This window comes from Bradyrhizobium sp. Rc2d (genome assembly GCF_900099855.1).
Taxonomy (GTDB): domain Bacteria; phylum Pseudomonadota; class Alphaproteobacteria; order Rhizobiales; family Xanthobacteraceae; genus Bradyrhizobium.
The window spans coordinates 39,185-62,211 of record NZ_FNCU01000032.1; the positions used below are offsets into that span (position 1 = coordinate 39,185).

Below are 23,027 nucleotides of genomic sequence, written 5' to 3' on the forward strand. Positions count from 1 at the left end.
TGGGCGCCACGGGGGCGAATTCTCTGTCCTTGCAGGGAGCGGGCGGACGTATAGGGGGGAAGGGGCGGGTAGTCAAGGATTTGGGGTGGGTTTCGTGCCCGGCGCAATGCCCCACCCGCGGTGTCATCGCCCGCGCAGGCGGGCGATCCAGTACTCCGAGACGGCGCGGCCGGAGTCGAGGGGGCGCGGCGTACTGGATGCCCCGGTCTAGCCGGGGCATGACAGCGGAGGGGGTGGGGAGAGGTGTTCGAGCTCGGGGCGCCCCAATCACCAAAACGGCAATGATCGGAACGCCTTACCATCACATAAAGGGCGTAATCGCGCCGGAAGAATCCGGTGGAGTTCCGCGTCTGCGCGCCCGGACGCATTGCCTGCCGCCGATTTCGGCTTAAGTAACGCATCGATTGGCGCCCCGATTGGAAAGCTTCGTGCCCACCTCGTCCCCCGTTTCGCCCCGGCGGCGCTCTGCCGGCCAGCTGGCCCTGGCGGGCCTGTGCGGCCTCGCCGTGGCGTGGGCGGCCGAGCCCGTGGCGGCGCAGGGCAAGCTCGAGGCGCAGTATGAGGCGACGCTGGCGGGCATTCCCGTCGGCAGGGGCGCCTGGAACATCGACATCCAGGACGACGTGTTCGCGGCCGCGGCCTCCGGCGGCACCACCGGGATCTTGAAGTCGTTCACCGGCGGGTCCGGCACCGGCGCCTCGCAGGGCCGCGTCGTCAACGGCGCGCTGGTTGCGACCGGCTACCAGGCCTCCACCACCACCTCGAAGAAGACCGAAGAGATCCGCATCACCCTCGACAAGGGCAATGTGAAGGAGTTCGCGATCCTGCCGGAGCCGCCGGTCGATCCGGACCGCATCGTCGTCACCGAGGCGCATCGCCGCGGCGTCTGGGACCCGATGACGGCCTCGCTGCTGCGCGTGCCCGGCACCGGCGACCCGGTCTCGCCCGAGGCCTGCCACAACGCCGCGCCCGTGTTCGACGGCCGCATGCGCTACGACCTAAAACTCGATTTCAAGCGTATGGAGAGCGTCAAGGCCGAGAAGGGCTATCGTGGCCCGGTCGTGGTCTGCGCGCTCTATTTCGTCCCTGTGGCCGGCTACATCCCCGACCGCCCCGTGATCAAATACCTCGCCGCCCAGCGCAACATCGAGATCGCGTTTGCGCCGGTGGCCGGCACGCGCATCCTGGTCCCGTTCTGGCTGAAGGTGCCGACGCCGCTGGGGCCGGCGATGCTGGAAGCAACCAGCTTCATCACCGCCCCCCAGCCGCCACGCGTCGCCAAGACGCAGTAGCCTTCACCCTCCCCTGGAGGGGGAGGGTCGGCGCACATTGAGCGCAGCGAAAATGAGCGACGGGGTGGGGTGATCTCTCCGCACGAACAGTGCCCGTGCGGAGAGATCACCCCACCCCGCTGTGCATTTCGCTTCGCTGCATGCCCAGCGACCCTCCCCCTCCAGGGGAGGGTAAGAAAGTGTGTAAATTCAATGATGTGCTACTGTGCATGGGGTTGTTTTCGCACTTTTTGTTTTGGCAGGGTTCGTGGCCGGGGAATCCATTTGACTCCCGCCCGATTCTGATTCGACTCCGCGCCATCCCCAATTTTAAGAAACCCGCCACCGAAACGTCGCTTGTGCGATCGGGCAAAACTCCATCTAGTGCGCAATCAATACGAGTCCCGCGACATGTTGCGTGAACGGAACAGGACTCATCAGGGAGTCAGCGATTCGGCCGCGATTCGTTCTAGAGTCGTTCCGAAGCTTAAGGCCAACGGGAAAAGCGTCGCAAAGTGAGACAGTTGCGCGAGGTTTGGGGAGGAGTGCCACCACATTCTCCGCTGTCATGCCCCGGCTTGACCGGGGCATCCAGTACGCCGCGGCTTCTCGGTTCAATCACTGCTGTCTCTGGAATACTGGATCGCCCGGTCGAGCCGGGCGATGACAGCGGTGTGCGTGGTCGGCGCCATGCACCTCATCGCCCCAAAACGGCACTGACATTCGCCCAAATCGCCACTACCTAATCCCCCAGACATGGCTTTCTCTCCCTCCCCCTTCGCTTCCGAGCGCGCGCCCGGCGCCGGCGTCACTGCGGTGCTTGGGCCGACCAACACCGGCAAGACCCATCTCGCCATCGAGCGGATGCTGGCGCATCCCTCCGGCATGATCGGCTTGCCGCTGCGCCTGTTGGCGCGCGAGGTCTACAACAAGATCGCCGATCGCGCGGGGCTGGAGAGCGTTGCGCTCGTCACCGGCGAAGAGAAGATCAAGCCGAAGAAGCCGCGCTATTGGGTCTCGACGGTCGAGGCGATGCCGCGCGACCTCGATGTGTCGTTCCTCGCCATCGACGAGGTCCAGATCGCCTCGGACCTCGAACGCGGCCACGTCTTCACCGACCGCATCCTCAACCGCCGCGGCCGCGACGAGACGCTGCTGCTCGGCGCCGCCACGATGCGCCCGATCATCGAGCGCCTTTTGCCGGGCGTGTCCATGATCACGCGGCCGCGCCTGTCCAGCCTCGAATTTGCCGGCGACCGCAAGATCACGCGCCAGCCGCGCCGCACCGCGATCGTCGCGTTCTCGGCCGACGAGGTCTATGCCATCGCCGAGCTGATCCGCCGCCAGCATGGCGGCGCCGCCGTGGTGCTGGGCTCGCTCAGCCCTCGCACGCGCAATGCGCAGGTGGCGATGTTCCAAAGCGGCGATGTCGACTATCTCGTTGCCACCGACGCGGTCGGCATGGGCCTCAACCTCGACGTCGACCACGTCGCCTTCGCCTCCGACCGCAAATTCGACGGCTACCAGTTCCGCCGGCTGACCCCGGCCGAATTCGCGCAGGTCGCCGGCCGCGCCGGCCGCGCCACGCGCAACGGCACCTTCGGCACCACCGGCCGCTGCGCCCCGTTCGAGCCCGAGCTCGTCAACGCGCTGCAGAACCACACCTTCGATGCCGTGAAGATGCTGCAATGGCGCAACTCGAAGCTGGATTTCTCCTCGCTCGGCGCGCTCCAGGTATCGCTGAACCTTGCCCCGGGCCATGAGGCGCTGACGCGCGCGCCTGTTGCCGAGGACATGCGCGTGCTCGACCACGCCGCCCGCGACGGCGAGGTGCGCGATATCGCGCATGGCAAAGACGCCGTGGAACGCCTCTGGGAGGCATGCCAGGTCCCCGATTACCGAAAGCTGTCGCCCGCCGCCCATGCCGAGCTGGTGACGACGCTCTACGGCTTCCTGATGCAGAAGGGATGCGTCCCCGATGCCTGGTTTGCCGCCCAGGTCGACCAGGCCGACCGCACCGACGGCGACATCGACACGCTGTCGGCCCGGATCGCGCAGATTCGCACCTGGACCTTCGTCGCCAACCGCCCGGACTGGCTGAAAGACCCCGAACGCTGGCAGGGGATCGCGCGGGAGGTCGAAAATAAATTATCGGATGCGCTCCATGAACGCTTGACTGAGCGTTTCGTTGATCGCCGGACCAGTGTATTGATGCGCCGCCTGCGGGAGAACACGAGCTTGAATACTGAAATCGGCAAGACCGGCGAAGTCATCGTCGAAGGCCATGTCATCGGCCGCCTCGACGGCTTCACCTTTGCACCGGACGTGGCGGAAGCCGGCTCCGATGCGAAAGCCTTGCAGGCTGCAGCGCAAGCGGTGCTCGCCGGCGAGATCAACACGCGCGCCGAGAAGCTGGGCAACGCGCCGGACGAGCAATTCGTGCTGACCTCGGAAGGCGTCATCCGCTGGACCGGCGATGCCGTGGCGCGGCTGTCCGCCGCAGACGACGCGCTGCATCCGCGCATCCGCATCATCTCCGATGAGAGATTGACTGGGGCGCCGCGTGAAAAAGTGCAGGCGCGGCTCGAGCTCTGGCTCAAGACGCATATCGAAAAGCTGCTCGGGCCGATGTTCGAGCTGTCGAAGGCCGAGGATGTCACCGGCATCGCCCGCGGCATCGCCTATCAGCTCGTCGAGGCGCTCGGCGTGCTCGAGCGTCCCCGAATCGCGAACGAGTTGAAGGATCTCGATCAGCCCTCGCGCGCGGTCTTGCGCAAATATGGCGTCCGCTTCGGCGCCTATCACATCTATTTCCCCGGCCTGCTCAAGCCCGCCGCGCGCGCGCTCGCAGCGCTGCTCTGGGCGCTGAAGCAGGACAATGTCGATCTGTCCGCGCTCTCGGGCGCGCAGCATCTGGCATCGTCGGGCCGCACCTCGTTCCCGGTCGACAAGCAGCTGCCGCGCGATGCCTATCGCGTGCTCGGCTACAAGCAGGCCGGCGAGCGCGCCGTGCGCGTCGACATTTTGGAGCGGCTCGCCGATCTGATCCGCCCGGCGCTGGCCTGGCGTGAGAACTCGCCCGGCGAAAAGCCCGCCGGCGCGTTCGACGGCCGCAGCTTCGTGGTGACGCAGGCGATGACCTCGCTCACGGGATCGGCGGGCGAGGATTTTGCGTCCGTGCTGCGCGCGCTCGGCTATCGCATGGAGAAGCGTCCGCCGCTGCCGCAAAAGCCTGTGGTGACCGAGACCATCGCGGCAGAGACGCCGCCCGCCGAGGGCAGCGCGGAGACGTCGACCGAGACCTCGACCGAGACCGCGGCTGAGGCCGTTGCGGGTCTGCCCGCAGAGGCATCCACGGATGCCGCCGCGGAACCCGTCACCGTCGAAGACGCGCCCGGCGTGGAGCCGCAGGACGAGGCAGCGCCCGCGGAACCGGCGCTGGAAGCATCGCCCGAGGCTCCCGTCACGCCCGAAGATGCCCCTGGCATCGCGCCGCCGGCGGAAGAGACCGCTGCGTCGGCGGAGGCTGCCGGCCTCGAAGCCGCCGCCGCCGAGACCGCGGCAACGGAAGCTGCCGCATCGCCTGATGCCGCCGCGCCTGAGGCTGCGGCGACGCCGGCCGAGCCCGAACTCGTCGAGGTCTGGCGTCCCGGCGGCCGTCACGAGGACCGCAAGCCGCGCCACGAGCGCCATCGCCACCAGCGTCATCATCACCGTCCGCAGGCGGGTGCAGAGGGCGCCGCGGCGGCGCCGGGCGAAGCCGCGCAGTCAGCCGACGGCGAGAAACGCGGCGAGCGCCATCGCCATGGTGGTCATCGCCGCGATGGGGCTAAGGATTTTCGCAAGCCGCGTGAAGGTGGCGAGGGCGGTGATCGCCGCGAGGATAGGAATCGCAGCTTCCAGGGCAAGGACCGCGACAACAAGGGCAAGTTCGGTGGCGATCGCGACAAGGGTCGCGAGCATCGTGGCCGCGACCGCGACAAGGGCCGCGACCGTCGCGACCGTGAGTCCGGTCCGTCGCTGCGTCCCTATGCCTCCAGCGCGAATCCGCGCGAGCGCGATCGTCCGGTCGATCCGAACTCGCCGTTCGCCAAGCTCGCCGCGCTGAAAGAGCAGCTGTCCGGCCGGAAGGAGTGATCCCACGGCGACCGAGCGGCAGCGCATCGATAAATGGCTGTGGCACGCCCGGGTGGTGAAGGCGCGCACCTCCGCCGCTGAGCTGGTCGTTACCGGCCACGTTCGCGTCAACGGCGCACGCGAGACATCGCCGGGGCATGCGATCAAGCTCGGCGATGTCGTCACCATCGCGCTCGATCGCACCGTGCGCGTGTTGAAGGTCACAGCCTTCAGCGAACGCCGCGGCGATGCCGCCTCGGCCCGCGTGCTCTATGAAGAGCTCGGCGAGCGCAATTAATTGCGCTTGGTATTCATTTCTTGGCCGATCAACGCACACAAGTGTCATGATCGGCTGTTGCCGACCTTGCAGCGCCGGGCCATCCGCGCTACGCAAGCCGCGACTTTTAAAAGAGCTTTTCGGAGCATTGGATGACTTACGTCGTCACTGAAGCCTGCATCAAGTGCAAGTACACCGACTGCGTCGAGGTCTGCCCGGTCGACTGTTTCTACGAGGGCGAGAACATGCTCGTCATCCATCCCGACGAGTGCATCGACTGCGGCGTGTGCGAGCCGGAATGCCCCGCCGACGCCATCAAGCCGGACACGGAACCGGGCCTGGAAAAGTGGCTCCAGGTCAACGCCGACTATGCCAAGAGCTGGCCGAACATCACCCAGAAGAAAGAATCACCCGCCGACGCCAAGGAATTCGACGGCATGGAAGGCAAGTTCGAGAAATATTTTTCTCCGAACCCGGGTTCGGGAGACTAATTAGGGCCCAAACTTAACCCTATTAGCGGCGTTGCCGCCGAAAACCAGCCCTCAAGACCCCTAAATCATTGATTTTTGCGGGAAATGTGCTATATTGGGCACATTAAGCCGAACCCCGTCAGCCCGTTGGCCCCTCTGGGTTCCCGTGAAACCAAATGTCGAACAGGGGCGTGGCAGTTTTCCGCGCGCAGGCTGTGTCACAGAAAACGCGTAAAAAGAGTACTTCAGCGAGGGCTTCCCATAAGGAGGCCAAAAAAGTCGCCGCGGCCAGCCGTAGCGCATCCAAGGGTCGGACCGCGACGAAGGCGCCGGCTGCAAAGTCCTCGAAGAACAAAAGAAGCGCAATGCCTAACAAGACTGCCAAACCGGCCGCGAAAGCGACCGTTGCCAAGCCTGCTGCTGCCAAGGCTCATCCTGCGAAGGCTCACGCTGCCAAGCCCGCCGCGCCGAAGGCTCCCGTTGCTGCTGCTCATGCCAAGGCTCCTGCCGCTGCCAAGCCGGCCGCCAAGCCCGCTGCTGCGCCGAAGGTCGAGGAAAAGAAGGTCGTGACCCAGCGTCAGGGCTTCAAGGCCAACGAATTCGTGGTTTATCCCGCTCACGGCGTCGGCCAGATCCTGGCCATTGAGGAGCAGGAGATCGCCGGTGCCAAGCTCGAGCTGTTCGTCATCAATTTCATCAAGGACAAGATGACGCTGCGGGTTCCGACCGCCAAGGTCGCCAATGTCGGCATGCGCAAGCTGTCCGATCCGGCGCTGGTCAAGAAGGCGCTGGAGACGCTCAAGGGCCGCGCCCGCGTCAAGCGCACCATGTGGTCGCGCCGCGCCCAGGAATACGAAGCGAAGATCAATTCGGGCGACATCGTCGCGATCGCGGAAGTCGTGCGCGACCTCTACCGCTCGGAGTCGCAGCCGGAGCAGTCCTACAGCGAACGCCAGCTCTATGAAGCGGCGCTCGATCGTCTCTCCCGCGAGATCGCGGTGGTGCAGCACTCGACCGAGACCGAAGCGGTCAAGGAGATCGAGGCCCAGCTCGCCAAGAGCCCGCGCCGCGCCAACGCCAAGGCGGAAGCCGCCGACGGCGAAGCCGATTCGGATGCCGAGGGCGATACCGACGACACCGATGGCGACGACACCACCGTCGCCGACGAGGCCGCGTAAGCGTCTCGTTGCACGGATCGCAACAGATCGAAAGCCCGGCCATTCGGCCGGGCTTTTCGTTTGGGGCGGAGGCTGTCCTCGTTCGGCGACGTGTCAAATCGGGCAGGCGATCGATCGGGACCGCTCGATCCCGACCAGGATCAAATCCGCGGCGCGTTTCGTGACGAGCCGATCCCGGTCTCGCGGCCTTCTTCGCCAGCCACCGGCGCAACCGTCGACCACCAGTCACCCAATGCATCGATCAACGGCACGAGCGTGTGACCGGCGGAGGTCAGGTCATACTCGACCCGCAGCGGATAACCGTCGAATTCGGTGCGGGTGACGATACCGGCGTCCTCCAGCTTGCGAAGCTCGAGGGCCAGCATTCTGTGCGAGATGGTCGGATTGTCCCGGCGCAAGTCGCTGAAGCGCTTGGTGCCCTGCTTCAAATAGTAGATCAGAAGCGTAGGCCAGCGACCGCTCAGAATCTGCATCACTTCCTCGATGGGGCATCTCGAAACGAGATCTTTCATCGGTCGACTCCAGGTTACAAAAAAGTTCGCAATTTACTTGGCGCAGCGAGTGGCTAGGGTCCGGCACCGCTGCGCAGCGTGATCATCAGAAATCACGGAGAATGGATCATGGACCCAATTCTAATCTACGGCTTCCCGATGGGAAGCTCCATGGGACTCGTTGCGGCGCTCGAATGGCTGGGCAAGCCATATCGGCTGTGTCGCGTCGATATGCTGGGCGAGATGCGAAGCCCATCATACGCCCGAATCAATCCGCGACATGAGACGCCCGCGTTCATCACGGACCAAGGCGCGGTGCTGACCGAAACAATGGCGATCGCGGCCTGGCTCGAAGCCAGGGACGTCGAACGGCGCATCAGCTTCGATCCGCTGTCGCGGCAACCCGACCGAATGCATCAGCTCATGGCGTTCGTGAATACGGGCTTTACCGCGGCCTTCGCGCCGCTCTGGGCCGCAATGGAAGGTGAAGCCATGGAGCCCGCAATGAAGTCGGCCCTGCGGGATTTTGGCAGAAGGAAGGTGATCGAGCGCCACGACAAGCTCGAAGAATTGATCGAAGGGACGCGCTTCTTGCTCGGCGACAGGCCGACGCTGGCCGACGCGTTGCTGACAGGCGTGGCGCGCTGGCTCGACTTCCACGCCGTCGCGGAGCGGAGCCGCTGGCCAAAGCTGGCGGCGCTGCGAGAACGCCTCGAAGCTGATCCTGCCGTCGTCTACGCCACCGCCTTGGAGAACGGAGTCTCCGATCCGGGAGCAGGTTTCTGCGCAGGCCATTGCGCGCTAGCCGATATCATTGCGCGGTTCGGCAAATAGACGCTACGAGGGAAGGGAGGAGGGATCTCGATCCGCTCCTCCTACTTCACCGGCCGCTTCTCCAGCTTCCGCGCCAGCGTCCGCCGATGCATGCCGAGCCGCCGTGCCGCCTCCGAGATGTTGAAATCCGTCTCGATCAGGGTCTGGTGGATGCGCTCCCATTCCAGCGTCTTGATCGATGTCGGCCGGGTGTCGAGCGCGACCTCGGCGTTGCCCTCGGCCTTGTTGAAGGCGGCCTCGATGTCGTCGGTGTTCGATGGTTTTGCCAAATAGTGGCAGGCCCCTAGCTTGATCGCCTCGACGGCGGTGGAGATGCTGGCAAAGCCGGTCAGCACCACGATCAGCATGTCGGGATCATGCGTGTGCAGAAGTTCGACGCAGGCGAGCCCCGAGGCGCCGCCGAGCTTGAGGTCGACCACGGCATGGCCGAAGGATCGCTCCTCCAGCACTTGGCGCACCTCCTCGATCGAGGCGGCGAGTACGACCTCGTAGCCGCGGCGCTCGAACGAGCGCTTCAGCGTGCGGGCGAAGCCGGCATCATCCTCGACGACGATGAGCGAGCGGTCAGGCGTCAAAATTCCCTCCGATCGCGAGTGTTGCGAGCGGCAGCGTGAGGCGGACGGTGGCGCCGCGCTTCCTGTGGTTCTCGGCGGTCACGCTGCCCCCCAACTTGCGCACCACGTTCACCACCAGGAATAGGCCGAGCCCGCCGCCGGCACGACCCTTGCTCGACTGATAAGGTTTTCCGAGCTGAGCCAGCATCTCCGGTGCAAAGCCGGGGCCGCGGTCGCTGATCGCAAGCACGAGATTGTCGCCCTCGCGCTCGGCGACGAGCTCGACCCATTCCCGCGAAACCTCGTAGGCATTGTCGAGCACGTTGAAGATCACTTGTTTCAGCGCGACGTCGGAGACGATCGCGACGTCCTCGCCGAAGGTGTTGACGAAGTAGAGCGTGCGCGCCGAGCGCGCATCGCGCCATTCCTCCACCAACGCGGTGACGAAGGCCGTCACCGTCGTCGGCGAGGAGCCTTCGCCGCGTGCTTCGCCCGCCGACACCAGGATGCCTGTGACGATCGACTTGCAGCGTTGCAGCGAGGTTTCCATCTCCGCGAGATCTTCGGCGAGTTCCTGATCGGCGGCGAGATCGGGCATGCGGCGCCAGTCGCTGAGGATCACCGAGAGCGAGGCCAGCGGAGTGCCGAGCTCATGGGCCGCGCCGGAGGCGAGCAGGCCCATGCGCACGATGTGATCCTGCTCGGCCGCGTGCTGGCGCAGCGCCGCCAGATGCGCGTCGCGCTCGCGCAAATTCCTGTTGATGCGGGTGACGAACACCACCAGCAGCACGGCGTTGAGAACGAAGCCCAGCAGCATGCCGGTTACGGTGAGGCTGTAGGTCTCGCTGATGGGATTGGGCGGCAGGTCGAGCGGCCGGTAAGCGAGCGTCAGCCACACAAAACTCGCGCAGGTCAGGGCCACCAGCGACCAGGTCGAGCGGGCGTCGAGCAGCACCGCGCCCAGTGTCACCTGGAGCAGGAACAGCGAGGTGAACGGGTTGGTGGCGCCGCCGGAGAGGTAGAGCTGCGCGGTCAGCGCGGCGACGTCGAGCATCAGCGCGACCAAGAGCTCATTGTTGGTGATCGCCGCGCGATGGCGCACCCAGACCAGGCTGGAGACGTTGAGCAGCACCAGCGCGCCGATCACCGCGCCCATCCGTTCCAATGGCAAGGCAATACCCAGGCCAAAATGCACGACGCCGATGGTCACGATCTGGCCGACCACCGCGGTCCAGCGCAGCTGGATCAGCAGCGCCATGTTCTTGCGGTTGGTCTCGTCGTCGGTGGGAGCAGTGCCGATCAGCTCGCCGCGCGCGTCCGCCTGCGATTGCAGCGTCACGGCCAGCTCGCCGCCATGGGCAAGCGTCCGGGGACTCGACTTTGCGTCGTCAGGTCGGCTCGACGATCGTTCCAGCATCTGATCCCGTCCTGCGGGCAGCGGCATCGGAGCCGCCGGCCGGTTCATGGACGAAGCGTTTGCGGCGGAACAGCCCGCCGCCGAATGTGACGAAAAGCCTGCCGACCAGCATGAAAGCCAGGGCAAACCACGTCAGCGCGTAGATCAGGTGGTTATTGGGAAAGCGGATCACGGTCAATCCGCCGATCGGACCGCCGGCAATTTGTGATCCGGCGTCGGCATCCACGAAAAAGGGCGCGACCTCGTAGAGGCCGCGTGCCGCTGCGATCGCGGCGACATCCCGCGAATACCAGCGGTTGTGCTGGGGCACGTTGTTCCGCAGGAATCCGCCCTTCGGCTCCGTCATGCGCAACAGGCCGGTGATCTCGACCTGGCCGTCGGGATTGCCGTTCCGGCGCGTCGATGCGTCGCGCCGCTCGGACGGCACGAAGCCGCGGTTGATCAGGACCTGCGTGTCGTCGCTGCGCAGAAGCGGCGTCAGCACCCAATAACCGGGGCCTTCCTCGGTGACGGCCTGAACCAGCGTCTCGCGGTCGTGCAGGAAGCGGCCGGTGACGCTGACATGCCTGTATTCGTCATTCGCGGCCGAGATGGCCGGCCATTCCGCAGGCGAAGGGATCGGCTGGGCCGGGGCATGGACGCGCTGCTCGACGCGGTCGATCAGCGCCAATTTCCAGGCGCGGCGCTCGATCTGCCAGACGCCAAGCGCGATCAGAAGGGCAATCGCCGTCAGCGAGAGGACCGTGAGCCACAGGGACGGGGATCGCGCAGCCTTGCCGCGCGTCCCGCTTGCCTTGCCCGTCACGATCCGGGGGCCGATCACTTCATTCCCGTCATCTGGTGGATCGGCATCATGTTGCTGTTGAGGTGGTTCATCACCCACAGCGAACCGGACAGCGCGATCACCACCATGACGATGGTGAAGATCAGCGCCATCATGCTCCAGCCGTTCTCGGACGTCGTGTTCATGTGCAGGAAGTAGATCATATGCACGACGATCTGCACGACCGCGAAGGCCATAATGACGAGCGCGGTGATCTGCTTGCTCGGCAGCGCGCCGCTCATCACCAGCCAGAACGGGATCGCGGTCAGCACGACCGAGAGCACGAAGCCGAGCATGTAGGTCGAGAACGTGCCGTGGGCGTGGCTGTCGCCGTGGTGATGATCGTCGGCGTGGGCGGCGTGAGTATCGGTGTTCATCGCAGAACTCCCAGGAGATAGACGAAGGTGAAGACGCCGATCCAGACCACGTCGAGGAAGTGCCAGAACATCGACAGGCACATCAGGCGGCGGCGGTTGGCCTCGATCAGGCCGAACTTCCAAACCTGCACCATCAGCGTCACCAGCCAGATCAGGCCGCAAGAGACGTGCAGACCGTGGGTGCCGACCAAAGTGAAGAAGGCGGACAGGAAGGCGCTGCGCTGCGGCGTTGCGCCTTCATGGATCATGTGGGCGAACTCGGTGAGCTCGATGCCGATGAAGGCGAGGCCGAACAGGCCGGTGATCGCCAGCCACATCTGGGTCTGGGCAACCTTGTTCTGCTGCATCGTCAGCATGGCAAAACCGTAGGTGATCGACGACAGCAGCAGCATCGAGGTGTTCACCGCGACCAGGTCGAGGTCGAACAGGTCCTTTGGCGCGGGACCGGCGGCATAGTTGCCGCCGAGCACGCCGAAGGTGGCGAACAGGATCGCGAAGATGAGGCAGTCGCTCATCAGATAGATCCAGAAGCCGAGCGAGGTGCTCCAGCCTTCCGGATGCGGGTGCTCGTCGGCGAGATAGAAGACCGGCTCGCCGGTCTGCGAGGGATTGATCGCGACAGTCATTTACTTGGCTCCGGCGAGCAGTTTGGTGCGCGCGTCCTCGGTCCGGATGACGTCTTCAGCCGGAATGTCGAAGTCGCGGTGATAGTTGAAGGTGTGACCGATACCGACGGCGAGCATCGCGATGAAGCTCACGGCGGCCAGCCACCAAATGTACCAGATCAGGCCAAATCCCATCGCGGTGGCAAGGCCGGCGAGGATGATGCCGGTGCCGGTGCTGCTCGGCATATGGATCGGCCTGAAGCCGGTGAGCGGACGCTGGTAGCCGCGCTTCTTCATGTCCCACCACGCGTCGTTGTCGTGCACGACGGGCGTGAAGGCGAAGTTGTAGTCCGGCGGGGGCGAGGAGGTCGCCCATTCCAGCGTGCGCGCATCCCAGGGATCGCCGGTGACGTCCTTGAGCTGCTCGCGCTTGAGGAGGCTGACCGCGAACTGCATCAGCATCGAGAGAATACCGATGAAGATGAAGACGGCGCCGATCGCGGCGATGATGAACCAGATCTGCAAGGATGGATCATCGAACACGCGCAGGCGGCGGGTCACGCCCATCAGGCCGAGCACGTAGAGCGGCATGAAGGCGAGGTAGAAGCCGGTGACCCAGAACCAGAACGACATCTTGCCCCAGAACGGATCGAGCTTGAAGCCGAACGCCTTCGGGAACCAGTAGTTGATGCCGGCGAAGGCGCCGAACACCACGCCGCCGATGATCACGTTGTGGAAGTGCGCGATCAGGAACAGGCTGTTGTGCAGGACGAAGTCGGCCGGCGGCACCGCGAGCAGCACGCCGGTCATGCCGCCGATCACGAAGGTCAGCATGAAGGCGATCGTCCACATCATCGGCAGCTCGTAGCGGATGCGGCCGCGATACATCGTGAACAGCCAGTTGAACATCTTCGCGCCCGTCGGGATCGAGATGATCATCGTGGTGATGCCGAAGAACGAGTTGACGCTGGCGCCTGAGCCCATCGTGAAGAAGTGATGCAGCCAGACCAGGTACGACAGGATGGTGATGACGACGGTGGCGTAGACCATCGAGGTGTAGCCGAACAGCCGCTTGCCGGAGAAGGTCGAGGTGACCTCCGAGAAGATGCCGAAGGCGGGGAGAACCAGGATGTAGACCTCGGGGTGGCCCCAGATCCAGATCAGGTTCACGTACATCATCGGGCTGCCGCCGAAATCGTTCGTGAAGAAGTTGGTGCCGACGTAGCGGTCGAGCGAGAGCAGCGCGAGCACGACGGTCAGGACCGGGAAGGAGGCGACGATCAGGACGTTGGTGCAGAGCGAGGTCCAGGTGAACACCGGCATCTTCATCATGGTCATGCCGGGGCAGCGCAGCTTGACGATGGTGCAGATCAGGTTGATTCCGGATAACGTCGTGCCGACGCCGGCGACCTGCAGCGCCCAGATGTAATAGTCGACGCCGACGTCGGGACTGTAGCCGATGTTCGACAGCGGCGGATAAGCCAGCCAGCCGGTGCGGGCGAATTCGCCGATGAACAGCGAGGCCATCACCAGCACCGCGCCGCCGACCGTCATCCAGAAGCTGAAATTGTTCAGGAACGGGAACGACACGTCACGCGCGCCGATCTGGAGCGGCACGACGTAGTTCATCAGGCCCGTGACCAGCGGCATCGCCACGAAGAAGATCATGATCACGCCGTGGGCGGTGAAGACCTGATCGTAGTGATGGGCGTTGAGATAGCCTTCGGAACCGCCAAAGGCGAGCATCTGCTGGCCGCGCATCATCAGCGCGTCGGCAAAGCCCCGCAGCAGCATCACGATGCCGAGGATCATGTACATGATGCCGATGCGCTTGTGGTCCACCGTGGTGAACCACTCGCGCCAGAGATAGCCCCAGAGGCGGAAATAGGTGAGGCCGCCGAGCAATGCGGCGCCGCCGAGCGCGACCACCGCGAAGGTGCCGACGACGATCGGCTCGTGCAGCGGCAGCGATTCGAAGCCGAGCCGGCCGAAGATGAGCTTGAGAAGATCAGGAGACATGCGGGATCTCTTTAGGAGTCTGACTTCGGACGCTGTCCGAGGAAGAAGGACGAGGACTTCAGCGGCGTGAACGACGGCCGCTTCAGGCCGGCACCGAGCAGCGGCGCGGTGTCGGTGGGAGCCTTGATCGACGCGGTGGTCGCAGCGCCCTGCGGCGCATCCGGCGTGCAGCTGCCGGCGACGAAGCTCGGCTCCGGCCCAAGCACCGTGCCGCGGCGGGCGTATTTGTCGTAAGTGAGCGGCAGGGTGTTGTTCAGACCCTCGTGGCCGTTGCCGCCCTTGGCGTCGATCGCCATCATCTCGCTCTGGCACATCTTGCCGGTCTCGACGCACATGTTGAGGATCAGGCGGTAGAGATCGGAATCGACGGTGCCATAGCGGCGCACCGGGTCGTTCTGGCTGGGCTTTTCGAGCTGGAGATATTCAGCGCGGCCGAGCGAGCCGCCGGCCGACTTGGCGCTGGCGATCCAGGCGTCAAAGCTCTTGTCGTCGAGGCCCTGGAAGTTGAAGTGCATGCCGGAGAAGCCGGCGCCGCTGTAGTTCGCCGAAAAACCCTTGTAGGTGCCGGTGTGATTGACGACGGCGTGGAGCTTGGTCTCCATGCCCGGCATCGCGTAGATCTGGCCGGCGAGCGCTGGGATGTAGAACGAGTTCATCACCGAGGACGCGGTGATGCGGAAGGTGATCGGACGATTGACCGGGGCTGCCAGCTCATTGACGGTGGCGATACCGTAGTCCGGATAGATGAAGAGCCACTTCCAATCGAGCGCGACGACGTCGACCTCGAGCGGAGCCTTGGACTGATCCACGGCGCGCTCCGCATGGATGCGGCCGAGCGTGCGATAGGGGTCGAGCAGATGCGTGCCCATCCAGGTCAGTGCGCCCAGGCAGACGATGATCAAGAGCGGCGCCGACCAGATCACCAGCTCGAGCTTGGTCGAGTGGTCCCATTCCGGCTCGTAGCGAGCCGAGCTGTTGGACTGGCGGTAGCGCCAGGCGAACAGCACCGTCAGCGCCATCACGGGGACGACGATCAGGAGCATCAGGACGGTGGAGATGATGACGAGGTCGCGCTGCTGGGCAGCGATATCGCCGGCGGGCGCCAGCACGATGTAGTTGCAGCCGCTGAGCGCAACTGCCAGGGGTAGCAGCGCCAGGATCTTGAGACGGGACACGGGCCGAGCCTTATGAGAATGAGTTTCCTTTGCGGGGGCAAGGGGTAGCTGCGGCGCAACAATCCGGACATTGGACAATTTGTCCAATGTTGCAGTGCGGAATGTTGGGTCAGAGAGAACCAGATTGCCTGGCGTCCCGCCGGGCGGTCGGCTTTGGTTTTCAGGACGTTAAGGGCGCACGAATGGCGACGGCACAGACCCCCGCAATGGCAGACCTCCACTCGGGCGAGCATGGCCACGACCAGGCCAGTCCCGGCGAGATCGCCATCGGCGTCATCATTGGCCGCACCTCGGAATTCTTCGACTTCTTCGTCTTCGCGATCGCCTCGGTGATCGTGTTCCCGCGCCTGGTGTTCCCGTTCGCGAGCGAGCTGACCGGTACCCTCTATTCCTTCATGATCTTCGCGCTGGCCTTCATGGCCCGGCCGATCGGCACCGTCATTTTCATGACGGTCGACCGCGCCTACGGCAAGACCGCCAAGCTGATCTCGGCGCTGTTCCTGCTCGGCACCGCCACCGTCGCGCTCGCGTTCCTGCCCGGCTATCACGAGATCGGGGTCGCGGCGATCTGGCTGCTGGCGCTGGCGCGTCTCGCCCAGGGTCTCGCATGGGGCGGCGCCTGGGACGGTCTCGCTTCGCTGCTGGCGCTGAATGCGCCGTCTTCGAAGCGCGGCTGGTACGCGATGGTGCCGCAGCTCGGGGCCCCGCTCGGCCTGATCGTGGCGAGCGCGCTGTTCGCCTATTTCGCCGGCAACCTCTCGGCCGATGACTTCTTCGATTGGGGGTGGCGCTATCCGTTCTTCGTCGCCTTCGCCATCAACGTCGTGGCGCTGTTCGCTCGCCTGCGCATGGTGACGACGGAAGAATATTCCTCGCTGTTCGAGACCCGCGAATTGCAGCCGGCGCGCATTTCCGACACCGTCGCGCGCGAAGGCCAGAACATCATGCTCGGCGCCTTCGCGCCGCTGGCGAGCTTCGCGCTGTTTCACATGGTCACGGTGTTTCCGCTGTCCTGGGTGTTCCTGTTCACCCGCGAAAGCCCAGTGCGCTTCCTGATCATCGAGATCGTCGCCGCCGTGTTCGGGGTCGTCGCGATCGTGCTCTCCGGCATCATCGCCGACCGTGTCGGCCGCAAATCGCTGCTGATGGGATCGGCGATCGCGATCGCGATCTATAGCGGCTTTGCCCCGCAGCTGCTCGACGCCGGTGCGTTCGGCGAGACCATCTACATGGTGATCGGCTTCATCCTACTCGGCCTGTCCTTCGGCCAGTCCTCGGGCGCGATCGCCTCGAACTTCAAGCAGACGTACCGTTACACGGCTTCGGCGCTGACTTCGGACATGGCCTGGCTGTTCGGCGCCGGCTTCGCTCCGCTGGTCGCGTTGCTGCTCGCGACCAATCTCGGCGTCATCGCCTCGGGTGCGTACCTGCTGTCGGGCGCGTTCTGGACCCTGCTCGCGCTCTGGCTCAGCGGCCAGCGCGAGGCCGGCGATATGGATGCGGGGCGGTAATTTCACACTCGATGTCGTCCTGGCGAAAGCCAGGACCCATTACCCCGACCGTTGGTTGTTGAAGCACGCTGGGACCATCAGCGTGCCCTTTCCAGCATCCTGTGGCTATGGGTCCCGGATCTGCGCTTGCGCTTGTCCGGGACGACGGCGGAGTTGGAGGATCAATCCGCCACGATCTTCACGCGATCCCGCACCTTCACCTGGGCGCTGCGATCGAGTCCGTTCAGTACGCGGAAACGTTCGGCGGGGTGATCGACACCGGCCATGCGGTGGGACAGCGATTCCACGGTGTCGCCGGGCTGCACCGTAATCACCTTGATGCGCAGTGGGCGCGCGGCCTGGATCTCGTCGAGCGTCAGGCGGCGGAATGAGTTGACGGTCTCGCGCGCGTTGCGGTCGCTCTCGGTCGACTTCTGCCGTGTCGCGAAGATGAAGCGATAGACATCGCTGCCGAAGCGCAGTGCATAGACCTTGAACTGCCACTGATCGCCCTTGGCGGTGGCGGACGCCGCCGGAAAACCGTTGATGGTGAGGTCCTCGGTGGACGCCTTCTCGACGCCTTCCATCCAGCCGGAGTTCAGGTAATCGCCGAGCGATTGCTCGGCCGGCACCCGCACCACGTCGAAGCGCATCGCCTGCGAGCCGCCGTCGCGCACGCCGATCACGGCCTGCGCGGTGTTGTCGAGCGTGAAATTGTCCGGCGCCTGGAAGGTGAAGCCGAGCTTCGGATGCAGGAACCTGCGGCCGCGGACAAAACCTTCGCTGGGGTCTTCGCCATAGACGAGGTTGTCGATCGCGGCGAGATAGGTTTCGCGGTCGCGTTCGGCGCCCTCGGGCGCTGAATATTGCCGCGCGATGGTCTGTGCATTCTGCACGCGCTCCGGGGTAGCCGGATGCGACGAGGTGAAATCCTGCGCGCGCGGATCGAGCGAGCTCTTGCCGGCCTTCAGCTCGGCATTGCGCTCCATCGCTGAAAGGAAGCGGGCCGCACCGTAGGGGTCGAAATGTGCGCGGGCGGAAATGCCGACGCCGATGCCGTCGGCCTCGATCTCCTGCTTGCGCGAGAAGCTCGCCATGGTGAGCTTGGTCTTGGCCAGCGCCAGCGCGGTGAGATCGGGATCGTTGCTCATGTCGGTGACGACGCGGGTGACGATCGCGGCCTGGCGCGCTTGGTCCTCCCGCATCGCGGCGTGCTTGGACAGCACATGCGCCATCTCGTGGCTGAGCACGGACGACAATTCCGAAGTGTCGCTGGCGAGCGCGAGCAGGCCGCGCGTGACGTAGAGCTGGCCGTTCGGCAGCGCGAACGCATTCACCGCGCCGGAATTCAGGATGGTGACCTTGTATCCCTGATCGGGACGGTCGGAGGCTGCGACCAGCCGGTCGACGGTCTTGCTGACGAGCGATTCCAGCCTGGGATCGTCATAAGTCCCGCCATAGCTCGCCAGGATGCGCTCATGCTCTTTCTCGGTGGCGGGGGTCTGCGCGACCGCAGGCTTCGGCTTGGGTATCGCCACAACCGGCGGGGTCGCAGCGGTCTGGAACCGGCCCATGTCGCCGCAGCCCGCCAACGCCGTGCCCAGGACAAGGCACAGCGCAGCCGGCGCAGCCCGCAGGCGGCGGCCATCACCTCGTTCGTGCCGTTCTAGCACCCCATTCACGTCGCTTAACCCGTGCCCGGCCCTTTTAGGGCCTTACCCCTGTCGGCTCGTTTGCGCCTAGCAACTCGACCTGTCCCACGAGGCGTATATCGATCCGCGGCCCCGTGTTCCCCTCGACCCAGCCCCGAACTCGAATACGTTTATTTTCCAGGGACTTAAGGGCAATTCTGGCGCTTTCAAACGCCGGTAACGTGCGCTTTGAGATAGTCGCCGCAAAGCCGCGTGTCCAGTTTCGTCCGAAGTTGAGGTAGGTCATTGCCCCAGCTTGCCGGACCGACAGGACTTTGCCCTCGACCACCATAAAGCGCCCGATCCCCGCCAAAATATCGTCCGGACTTTCCGCGTTTTTTATGGCCGACGGGTCAGCCCAGCTGCCCTTTTTTTGGCGCCGCGCCTCGGCCTCCGACGCCATCAGGGCGGCGGCGCAGTCCTTGTCCGCGATCTCCGCGGAGACGATGGCATCGCCCTGGGCGAGCAGCGCGGCCTGCACGGAGGTGTTGCTTTCGCCGTCGAAGACCAGCGCGTTCTGGCGGCCGTAACGGTCGGGCGTGTCGTCAGAGCTCCGCAGTGTCACGTCGCGGCCGGCGAGCAGCGCGGTCAGCGCCTGCTTCGTCGTCGCCGTCGGCTCGATGCCGGCGAGGCGGATCTCGCGGCCGTCGTCGAGGCGGATGCTGCGCGCATCGACGATCGCGGCGACACGGCCCTCGCCTTGGGACTCGAATTGGCATGGCGAGGCGGACGCGGCGTGACCCGCGACAAGAAGACATGCGACGATGAGATGAAACCGTTGCGCCACGTGGCCCGGAGAGGTTGTGTTACGCTCCAGTTCTAACCCAAATGTAGCGAACGACGAAGGGCTGTCGTAGGGTGGGCGTGCCCACGTCTTTGGCCACCGCGCAGGCGGTGGGCACGGCGCGAAGAGTGCGCCTTTGCCCACCCTACGGCAGATCATGTGATGCTTCGCCATTGCCTCACACGCCGTCATTGCGAGCGCAGCGAAGCAATCCAGAGTCCCTCCGCTGAAAGATTCTGGATTGCTTCGCTGCGCTTGCAATGACGTGGAAATATTTCGCCGCACTCCACCATTCCGCTTTGCGGAAAACATGCGCGGCAATCATGCGCCTGTAATGGCACCTCGCGCTTGCTGCCCTCTCGCGCATGCGGCATGATCGCCGCCAATAGCGATAGCCAAGACCAATGGCCAAGAGCAATAACCAAGCCGCCATCAGAGCACGGCGCGATAAGGGAGGTCTTTTTCGATGAAGCATATTCTGTCGGGCATTTTTGCTGCCGCGTTTGCTCTCAGTGCGAGCGTCGTGCAGGCGGAGGACAAGCCACCGCTCAAGATCGGCGGCATTCTCGATATGTCGAGCCTCTACGCCGACATCACCGGCCCCGGCAGCGAGACCGCGGCCAAGATGGCTGTCGAGGACTTTGGCGGCGAGGTGCTGGGACGCAAGATCCAGGTGCTGGCGGCCGACCATCTCAACAAGGCCGATCTCTCCGCCAACATCGCTCGCGATATGCTCGACAACCAGGGCGTCGAGATGATCTACGATGTCGCGGCCTCCGCGACCGCGCTCGCTGCCGGCGAGATTGCGAAGGCACGCAACAAGATCATCATCTTCAACGGCCCCGGCTCGATCCGCCTCAGCAACGAAGCCTGCGGCCCCTATACCGTGCACTACGTGTTCGACACGTTCGCCCAGGCCAACGTGACCGGGCTTGCAGCCGTGAAGTCGGGCCTCGACACCTGGTTCTTCCTCACCGCCGATTATGCCTTCGGCCAGGACCTGGAGAAGGACACCAGCAACGTCGTCACCAAGACCGGTGGCAAGGTGCTCGGCAACGTCCGTCATCCGCTCAACACCTCGGATTTCTCGTCGTTCCTGCTCCAGGCGCAGGCCTCGAAGGCCAAGGTGATTGGTCTTGCCAATGCCGGCGGCGACACCGTCAACGCCATCAAGCAGTCGGCGGAGTTCGGCATCATGAAGGGCGGCCAGAAGCTGTCGCCGCTGCTCGCCTTCGTCACCGACATCGACTCGATCGGCCTGGAGACCGCGCAGGGCCTGTTGCTGGCCGAAGCGTTCTACTGGGACATGAACGACGAGACGCGCGCCTTCTCCAAGCGCTTCCAGGAGCGCGTGAAGCGGCCGCCGACCTCGGCACAGGCCGGGGTCTATTCCTCCGTGACGCATTATCTGAAGGCGGTGAAGGCGGCCGGCACGACCGACGCTGCTGCGGTGATGAAGGTGATGAAGGAGACGCCGATCAACGACTTCTTCGCTCATAACGGCAAGATCCGCGAGGACGGCCGCATGATCCACGACATGTACCTGTTCGAGGTGAAGAAGCCGTCGGAGTCCAAGGGCCGCTGGGACGATTACAAGCTGCTCGCCACCGTGCCCGGCAATGAGGCGTTCCAGTCGCTGGAGCAGTCGCGCTGCCCGCTGGTGAAGAAGTGACGGCGTGACGTAGTCACGACGTCATTGCGAGGAGCTCTTGCGACGAAGCACTCCAGACTGTCTCCGCGGAAACATTCCTGGATTGCTTCGCTTCGCTCGCAATGACGAGAGTGACGATAGACCGAGCAAAACAACAACAAGGGAGACCACCCCATGAGCAACGACATGGTCCTGCAAAAGCTCGAAGGCGGGCTGCTCACCATCACCATGAACCGGCCGGAGCGGAAGAACGCGCTCAACCCCGACATGGTGCGCGGGCTGGTCGAGGCGGCGCGGCGCGCGGCTGACGATCCGGAGGTGCGCGCGGTGCTGTTCAAGGGCGCTGGCGGCAGCTTCTGTGTCGGCGGCGACGTCAAGTCGATGGCGGAGGGCCGGGCGCCGCTGCCGTTCGAGCAGAAGCTCGCAAACCTGCGCCGCGGCATGGAGGTCTCGCGCATCCTGCACCAGATGCCAAAGCCCGTCGTGGCACAGCTCGACGGCGCGGCGGCCGGCGCCGGTCTGTCGATGGCGCTGTCCTGCGACCTGCGCATCGCCAGCGAGTCCTGCAAGATCACCACGGCCTTCGCCAAGGTCGGCTTCTCCGGCGACTATGGCGGGACTTATTTCCTGACGCAACTGCTCGGCAGCGCGCGGGCGCGCGAGCTCTATCTGATGTCGCCGGTCCTCACCGCTAAGGAGGCGCACGCCATCGGCATGGTGACCAAGGTCGTGCCCGACGCCGAGATCGACGCCGCCGCGCACGAGCTTGCGCTGTCGCTGGCGCAGGGGCCATCGATCGCGCTCGGCTTCATCAAGCGCAACATCAACAATGCCGAGCATCTGGCGCTGGAGGATTGCTTCGACGGCGAAGCGATCCATCACACCCGTTGCGGCGACACCGAGGACCACAAGGAGGCCGCCAAGGCCTTCGTCGAGAAGCGCAAGCCGACGTTCAAGGGCGCATGACGATGGCGCCCTATATCCGGCTGCGTCAGATCTGCCTGGTTGCGCCGCAGCTTGAGCCTGTCATCACCGATATCGCCAGGATCATGGGCCTCACTGTGTGCTATCGCGACGGCAATGTCGCGAAATACGGTCTGGAGAACGCGCTGCTCCCGGTCGACACGATCCTGCTGGAAGTCGTTGCGCCCTTCAAGGACGGCACCACGGCCGGCCGCTTCATCGAGAAGACCGGCGGCCGCGGCGGCTACATGGCGATCTTCTGCTGCGACGATCCGGACGAGCGCGGTCGCAACGCCAACGCGCTTGGCGTGCGCACGGCCAACGTCATCGACCATGCGCCGTATCACGGCGTGCAGCTCCACCCGCGCGACTGCCGCGCCGCCTTCATCGAATTCAACCACACCGAAGGCAGCGACGACATTCTGGGTGCCTATCCGCCGGCGGGACCCGATTGGCAAAAATTCATCCGCAAGGATGTGACGCAGGCGCTGACGGCCGTCGAGATGCAGAGCCCCGAACCGGTGGGGCTGGCGGAGCACTGGGGCAAGATCATCGGTGTTGCAGCTCGCGACGCCGAACTGAAGCTGCCCAACGCAACCTTCCGCTTCGTCAAGGGCACCAGCGAAATCATGAGCGCACTGGAATTTCGGGTGACGGATGCTGCACGTGTGCTGCATGCGGCGCGGGAGAAGGGGCATGCGGTTGCCGGCAACGAGTTCTTGTTAGGTGGGGTAACGTTCCGGCTCGTTGCTTGACCACTTGCGACATTTCTCGTTGTGTCGTCATGCCCGGGCTTGTCCCGGGCATCCACGTTCTTGACGATCGTTGAGAAGCAAGACGT

General features: G+C 64.6%; 20 protein-coding genes. 10 read left to right on the plus strand and 10 right to left on the minus strand.

The genetic code is table 11. From position 1 onward, the window contains the following. The first annotated feature begins 482 nt into the window (after positions 1–482). The 5 genes from BLV07_RS30805 (at position 483) to BLV07_RS30835 (ending at position 7,312) form a co-directional block, all read left to right on the plus strand. On the plus strand, positions 483–1,292 hold the full coding sequence (locus tag BLV07_RS30805) for a DUF3108 domain-containing protein (RefSeq protein ID WP_176945875.1): 810 nt from the start codon (positions 483–485) through the stop codon (positions 1,290–1,292). Between the two features lie 735 nt (positions 1,293–2,027). Then, on the plus strand, positions 2,028–5,408 hold the full coding sequence (locus BLV07_RS30815) for a helicase-related protein (RefSeq protein ID WP_091893467.1): 3,381 nt from the start codon (positions 2,028–2,030) through the stop codon (positions 5,406–5,408). A gap of 25 nt (positions 5,409–5,433) precedes the next feature. Next, the gene (locus BLV07_RS30820; RefSeq protein ID WP_091893470.1) at positions 5,434–5,685 is read left to right on the plus strand and encodes an RNA-binding S4 domain-containing protein; all 252 of its coding nucleotides are present in this window, start codon (positions 5,434–5,436) and stop codon (positions 5,683–5,685) included. A gap of 131 nt (positions 5,686–5,816) precedes the next feature. After that, entirely contained in the window at positions 5,817–6,155 is a 339-nt protein-coding gene (gene fdxA / locus BLV07_RS30825) for a ferredoxin FdxA (RefSeq protein WP_091893472.1), read from the plus strand. 344 nt (positions 6,156–6,499) lie between these two features. Beyond that, a complete protein-coding gene (locus tag BLV07_RS30835) occupies positions 6,500–7,312 on the plus strand; it encodes a CarD family transcriptional regulator (RefSeq protein WP_091893477.1) in 813 nt (270 codons plus the stop codon). Positions 7,313–7,452: 140 nt separating this feature from the next. On the opposite strand, the gene BLV07_RS30840 is transcribed toward BLV07_RS30835, so the two are convergent. Further along, positions 7,453–7,824 (minus strand): winged helix-turn-helix transcriptional regulator, encoded by a 372-nt coding sequence (locus BLV07_RS30840; RefSeq protein ID WP_091893479.1) that lies wholly within the window; start codon positions 7,822–7,824, stop codon positions 7,453–7,455. Between the two features lie 108 nt (positions 7,825–7,932). Here BLV07_RS30840 and BLV07_RS30845 point away from each other — a divergent pair, with 108 nt between their 5' ends. Continuing rightward, positions 7,933–8,637, plus strand: a complete 705-nt coding sequence (locus BLV07_RS30845; RefSeq protein ID WP_091893481.1) for a glutathione S-transferase family protein — start codon at positions 7,933–7,935, stop codon at positions 8,635–8,637. A 41-nt stretch (positions 8,638–8,678) separates the two neighbouring features. Here BLV07_RS30845 and BLV07_RS30850 read toward each other — a convergent pair whose 3' ends face one another. The 7 genes from BLV07_RS30850 to cyoA are packed head-to-tail and all read right to left on the minus strand — an operon-like array spanning position 8,679 to position 15,607. Next, on the minus strand, positions 8,679–9,212 hold the full coding sequence (locus tag BLV07_RS30850) for a response regulator transcription factor (RefSeq protein ID WP_091893483.1): 534 nt from the start codon (positions 9,210–9,212) through the stop codon (positions 8,679–8,681). Continuing rightward, the gene (locus tag BLV07_RS30855; protein WP_176945869.1) at positions 9,202–10,608 is read right to left on the minus strand and encodes an ATP-binding protein; all 1,407 of its coding nucleotides are present in this window, start codon (positions 10,606–10,608) and stop codon (positions 9,202–9,204) included. Before BLV07_RS30855 ends, BLV07_RS30850 begins: the two co-directional genes overlap by 11 nt. Then, positions 10,580–11,431 carry an SURF1 family protein gene (locus BLV07_RS30860; protein WP_091893485.1) on the minus strand — a complete coding sequence of 284 codons (852 nt, stop codon included), beginning with the start codon at positions 11,429–11,431 and terminating at the stop codon, positions 10,580–10,582. The genes BLV07_RS30855 and BLV07_RS30860 overlap by 29 nt, the downstream gene beginning before the upstream one ends. Further along, positions 11,428–11,808: a cytochrome o ubiquinol oxidase subunit IV gene (cyoD, locus tag BLV07_RS30865; protein WP_091893488.1), complete on the minus strand. Its 381-nt coding sequence runs from the start codon at positions 11,806–11,808 to the stop codon at positions 11,428–11,430. The genes BLV07_RS30860 and cyoD overlap by 4 nt, the downstream gene beginning before the upstream one ends. Further along, a complete protein-coding gene (cyoC, locus tag BLV07_RS30870; RefSeq protein ID WP_091893490.1) occupies positions 11,805–12,434 on the minus strand; it encodes a cytochrome o ubiquinol oxidase subunit III in 630 nt (209 codons plus the stop codon). The genes cyoD and cyoC overlap by 4 nt, the downstream gene beginning before the upstream one ends. Beyond that, positions 12,435–14,432, minus strand: coding sequence for a cytochrome o ubiquinol oxidase subunit I (gene cyoB / locus BLV07_RS30875; protein WP_091893492.1), 1,998 nt, complete (start codon positions 14,430–14,432; stop codon positions 12,435–12,437). It lies immediately after the preceding gene. Between the two features lie 11 nt (positions 14,433–14,443). After that, entirely contained in the window at positions 14,444–15,607 is a 1,164-nt protein-coding gene (cyoA, locus tag BLV07_RS30880; protein ID WP_091893493.1) for a ubiquinol oxidase subunit II, read from the minus strand. A 182-nt stretch (positions 15,608–15,789) separates the two neighbouring features. Here cyoA and BLV07_RS30885 point away from each other — a divergent pair, with 182 nt between their 5' ends. Further along, positions 15,790–17,118 (plus strand): MFS transporter, encoded by a 1,329-nt coding sequence (locus tag BLV07_RS30885; RefSeq protein WP_091893495.1) that lies wholly within the window; start codon positions 15,790–15,792, stop codon positions 17,116–17,118. Positions 17,119–17,279: 161 nt separating this feature from the next. On the opposite strand, the gene BLV07_RS30890 is transcribed toward BLV07_RS30885, so the two are convergent. Both BLV07_RS30890 and BLV07_RS30895 read right to left on the minus strand, forming a co-directional pair. After that, entirely contained in the window at positions 17,280–18,770 is a 1,491-nt protein-coding gene (locus tag BLV07_RS30890) for a M48 family metalloprotease (protein ID WP_143035534.1), read from the minus strand. A 34-nt stretch (positions 18,771–18,804) separates the two neighbouring features. Further along, the gene (locus BLV07_RS30895; protein ID WP_244551250.1) at positions 18,805–19,575 is read right to left on the minus strand and encodes a thermonuclease family protein; all 771 of its coding nucleotides are present in this window, start codon (positions 19,573–19,575) and stop codon (positions 18,805–18,807) included. Positions 19,576–20,038: 463 nt separating this feature from the next. Between BLV07_RS30895 and BLV07_RS30900 the strand changes: the two genes are divergently transcribed. The 3 genes from BLV07_RS30900 (at position 20,039) to BLV07_RS30910 (ending at position 22,941) form a co-directional block, all read left to right on the plus strand. Further along, on the plus strand, positions 20,039–21,244 hold the full coding sequence (locus BLV07_RS30900) for an ABC transporter substrate-binding protein (RefSeq protein ID WP_091893497.1): 1,206 nt from the start codon (positions 20,039–20,041) through the stop codon (positions 21,242–21,244). A gap of 153 nt (positions 21,245–21,397) precedes the next feature. Further along, on the plus strand, positions 21,398–22,189 hold the full coding sequence (locus tag BLV07_RS30905) for an enoyl-CoA hydratase (protein WP_091893499.1): 792 nt from the start codon (positions 21,398–21,400) through the stop codon (positions 22,187–22,189). A 2-nt stretch (positions 22,190–22,191) separates the two neighbouring features. Beyond that, on the plus strand, positions 22,192–22,941 hold the full coding sequence (locus tag BLV07_RS30910) for a VOC family protein (RefSeq protein ID WP_176945870.1): 750 nt from the start codon (positions 22,192–22,194) through the stop codon (positions 22,939–22,941). The last annotated feature ends 86 nt before the right edge of the window (positions 22,942–23,027 follow it).

Bases quoted from the DNA above. Each gene is read 5' to 3' on its own strand.
- BLV07_RS30835 (WP_091893477.1), top strand. From the start codon at position 6,500: ATGCCTAACAAGACTGCCAAACCGGCCGCGAAAGCGACCGTTGCCAAG.
- cyoC (WP_091893490.1), bottom strand. From the start codon at position 12,434: ATGACTGTCGCGATCAATCCCTCGCAGACCGGCGAGCCGGTCTTCTAT.
- cyoD (WP_091893488.1), bottom strand. From the start codon at position 11,808: ATGAACACCGATACTCACGCCGCCCACGCCGACGATCATCACCACGGC.
- BLV07_RS30900 (WP_091893497.1), top strand. From the start codon at position 20,039: ATGAAGCATATTCTGTCGGGCATTTTTGCTGCCGCGTTTGCTCTCAGT.
- fdxA (WP_091893472.1), top strand. From the start codon at position 5,817: ATGACTTACGTCGTCACTGAAGCCTGCATCAAGTGCAAGTACACCGAC.
- BLV07_RS30910 (WP_176945870.1), top strand. From the start codon at position 22,192: ATGGCGCCCTATATCCGGCTGCGTCAGATCTGCCTGGTTGCGCCGCAG.
- BLV07_RS30815 (WP_091893467.1), top strand. From the start codon at position 2,028: ATGGCTTTCTCTCCCTCCCCCTTCGCTTCCGAGCGCGCGCCCGGCGCC.
- BLV07_RS30905 (WP_091893499.1), top strand. From the start codon at position 21,398: ATGAGCAACGACATGGTCCTGCAAAAGCTCGAAGGCGGGCTGCTCACC.
- BLV07_RS30855 (WP_176945869.1), bottom strand. From the start codon at position 10,608: ATGCTGGAACGATCGTCGAGCCGACCTGACGACGCAAAGTCGAGTCCC.
- cyoB (WP_091893492.1), bottom strand. From the start codon at position 14,432: ATGTCTCCTGATCTTCTCAAGCTCATCTTCGGCCGGCTCGGCTTCGAA.
- BLV07_RS30885 (WP_091893495.1), top strand. From the start codon at position 15,790: ATGGCGACGGCACAGACCCCCGCAATGGCAGACCTCCACTCGGGCGAG.
- BLV07_RS30840 (WP_091893479.1), bottom strand. From the start codon at position 7,824: ATGAAAGATCTCGTTTCGAGATGCCCCATCGAGGAAGTGATGCAGATT.
- BLV07_RS30845 (WP_091893481.1), top strand. From the start codon at position 7,933: ATGGACCCAATTCTAATCTACGGCTTCCCGATGGGAAGCTCCATGGGA.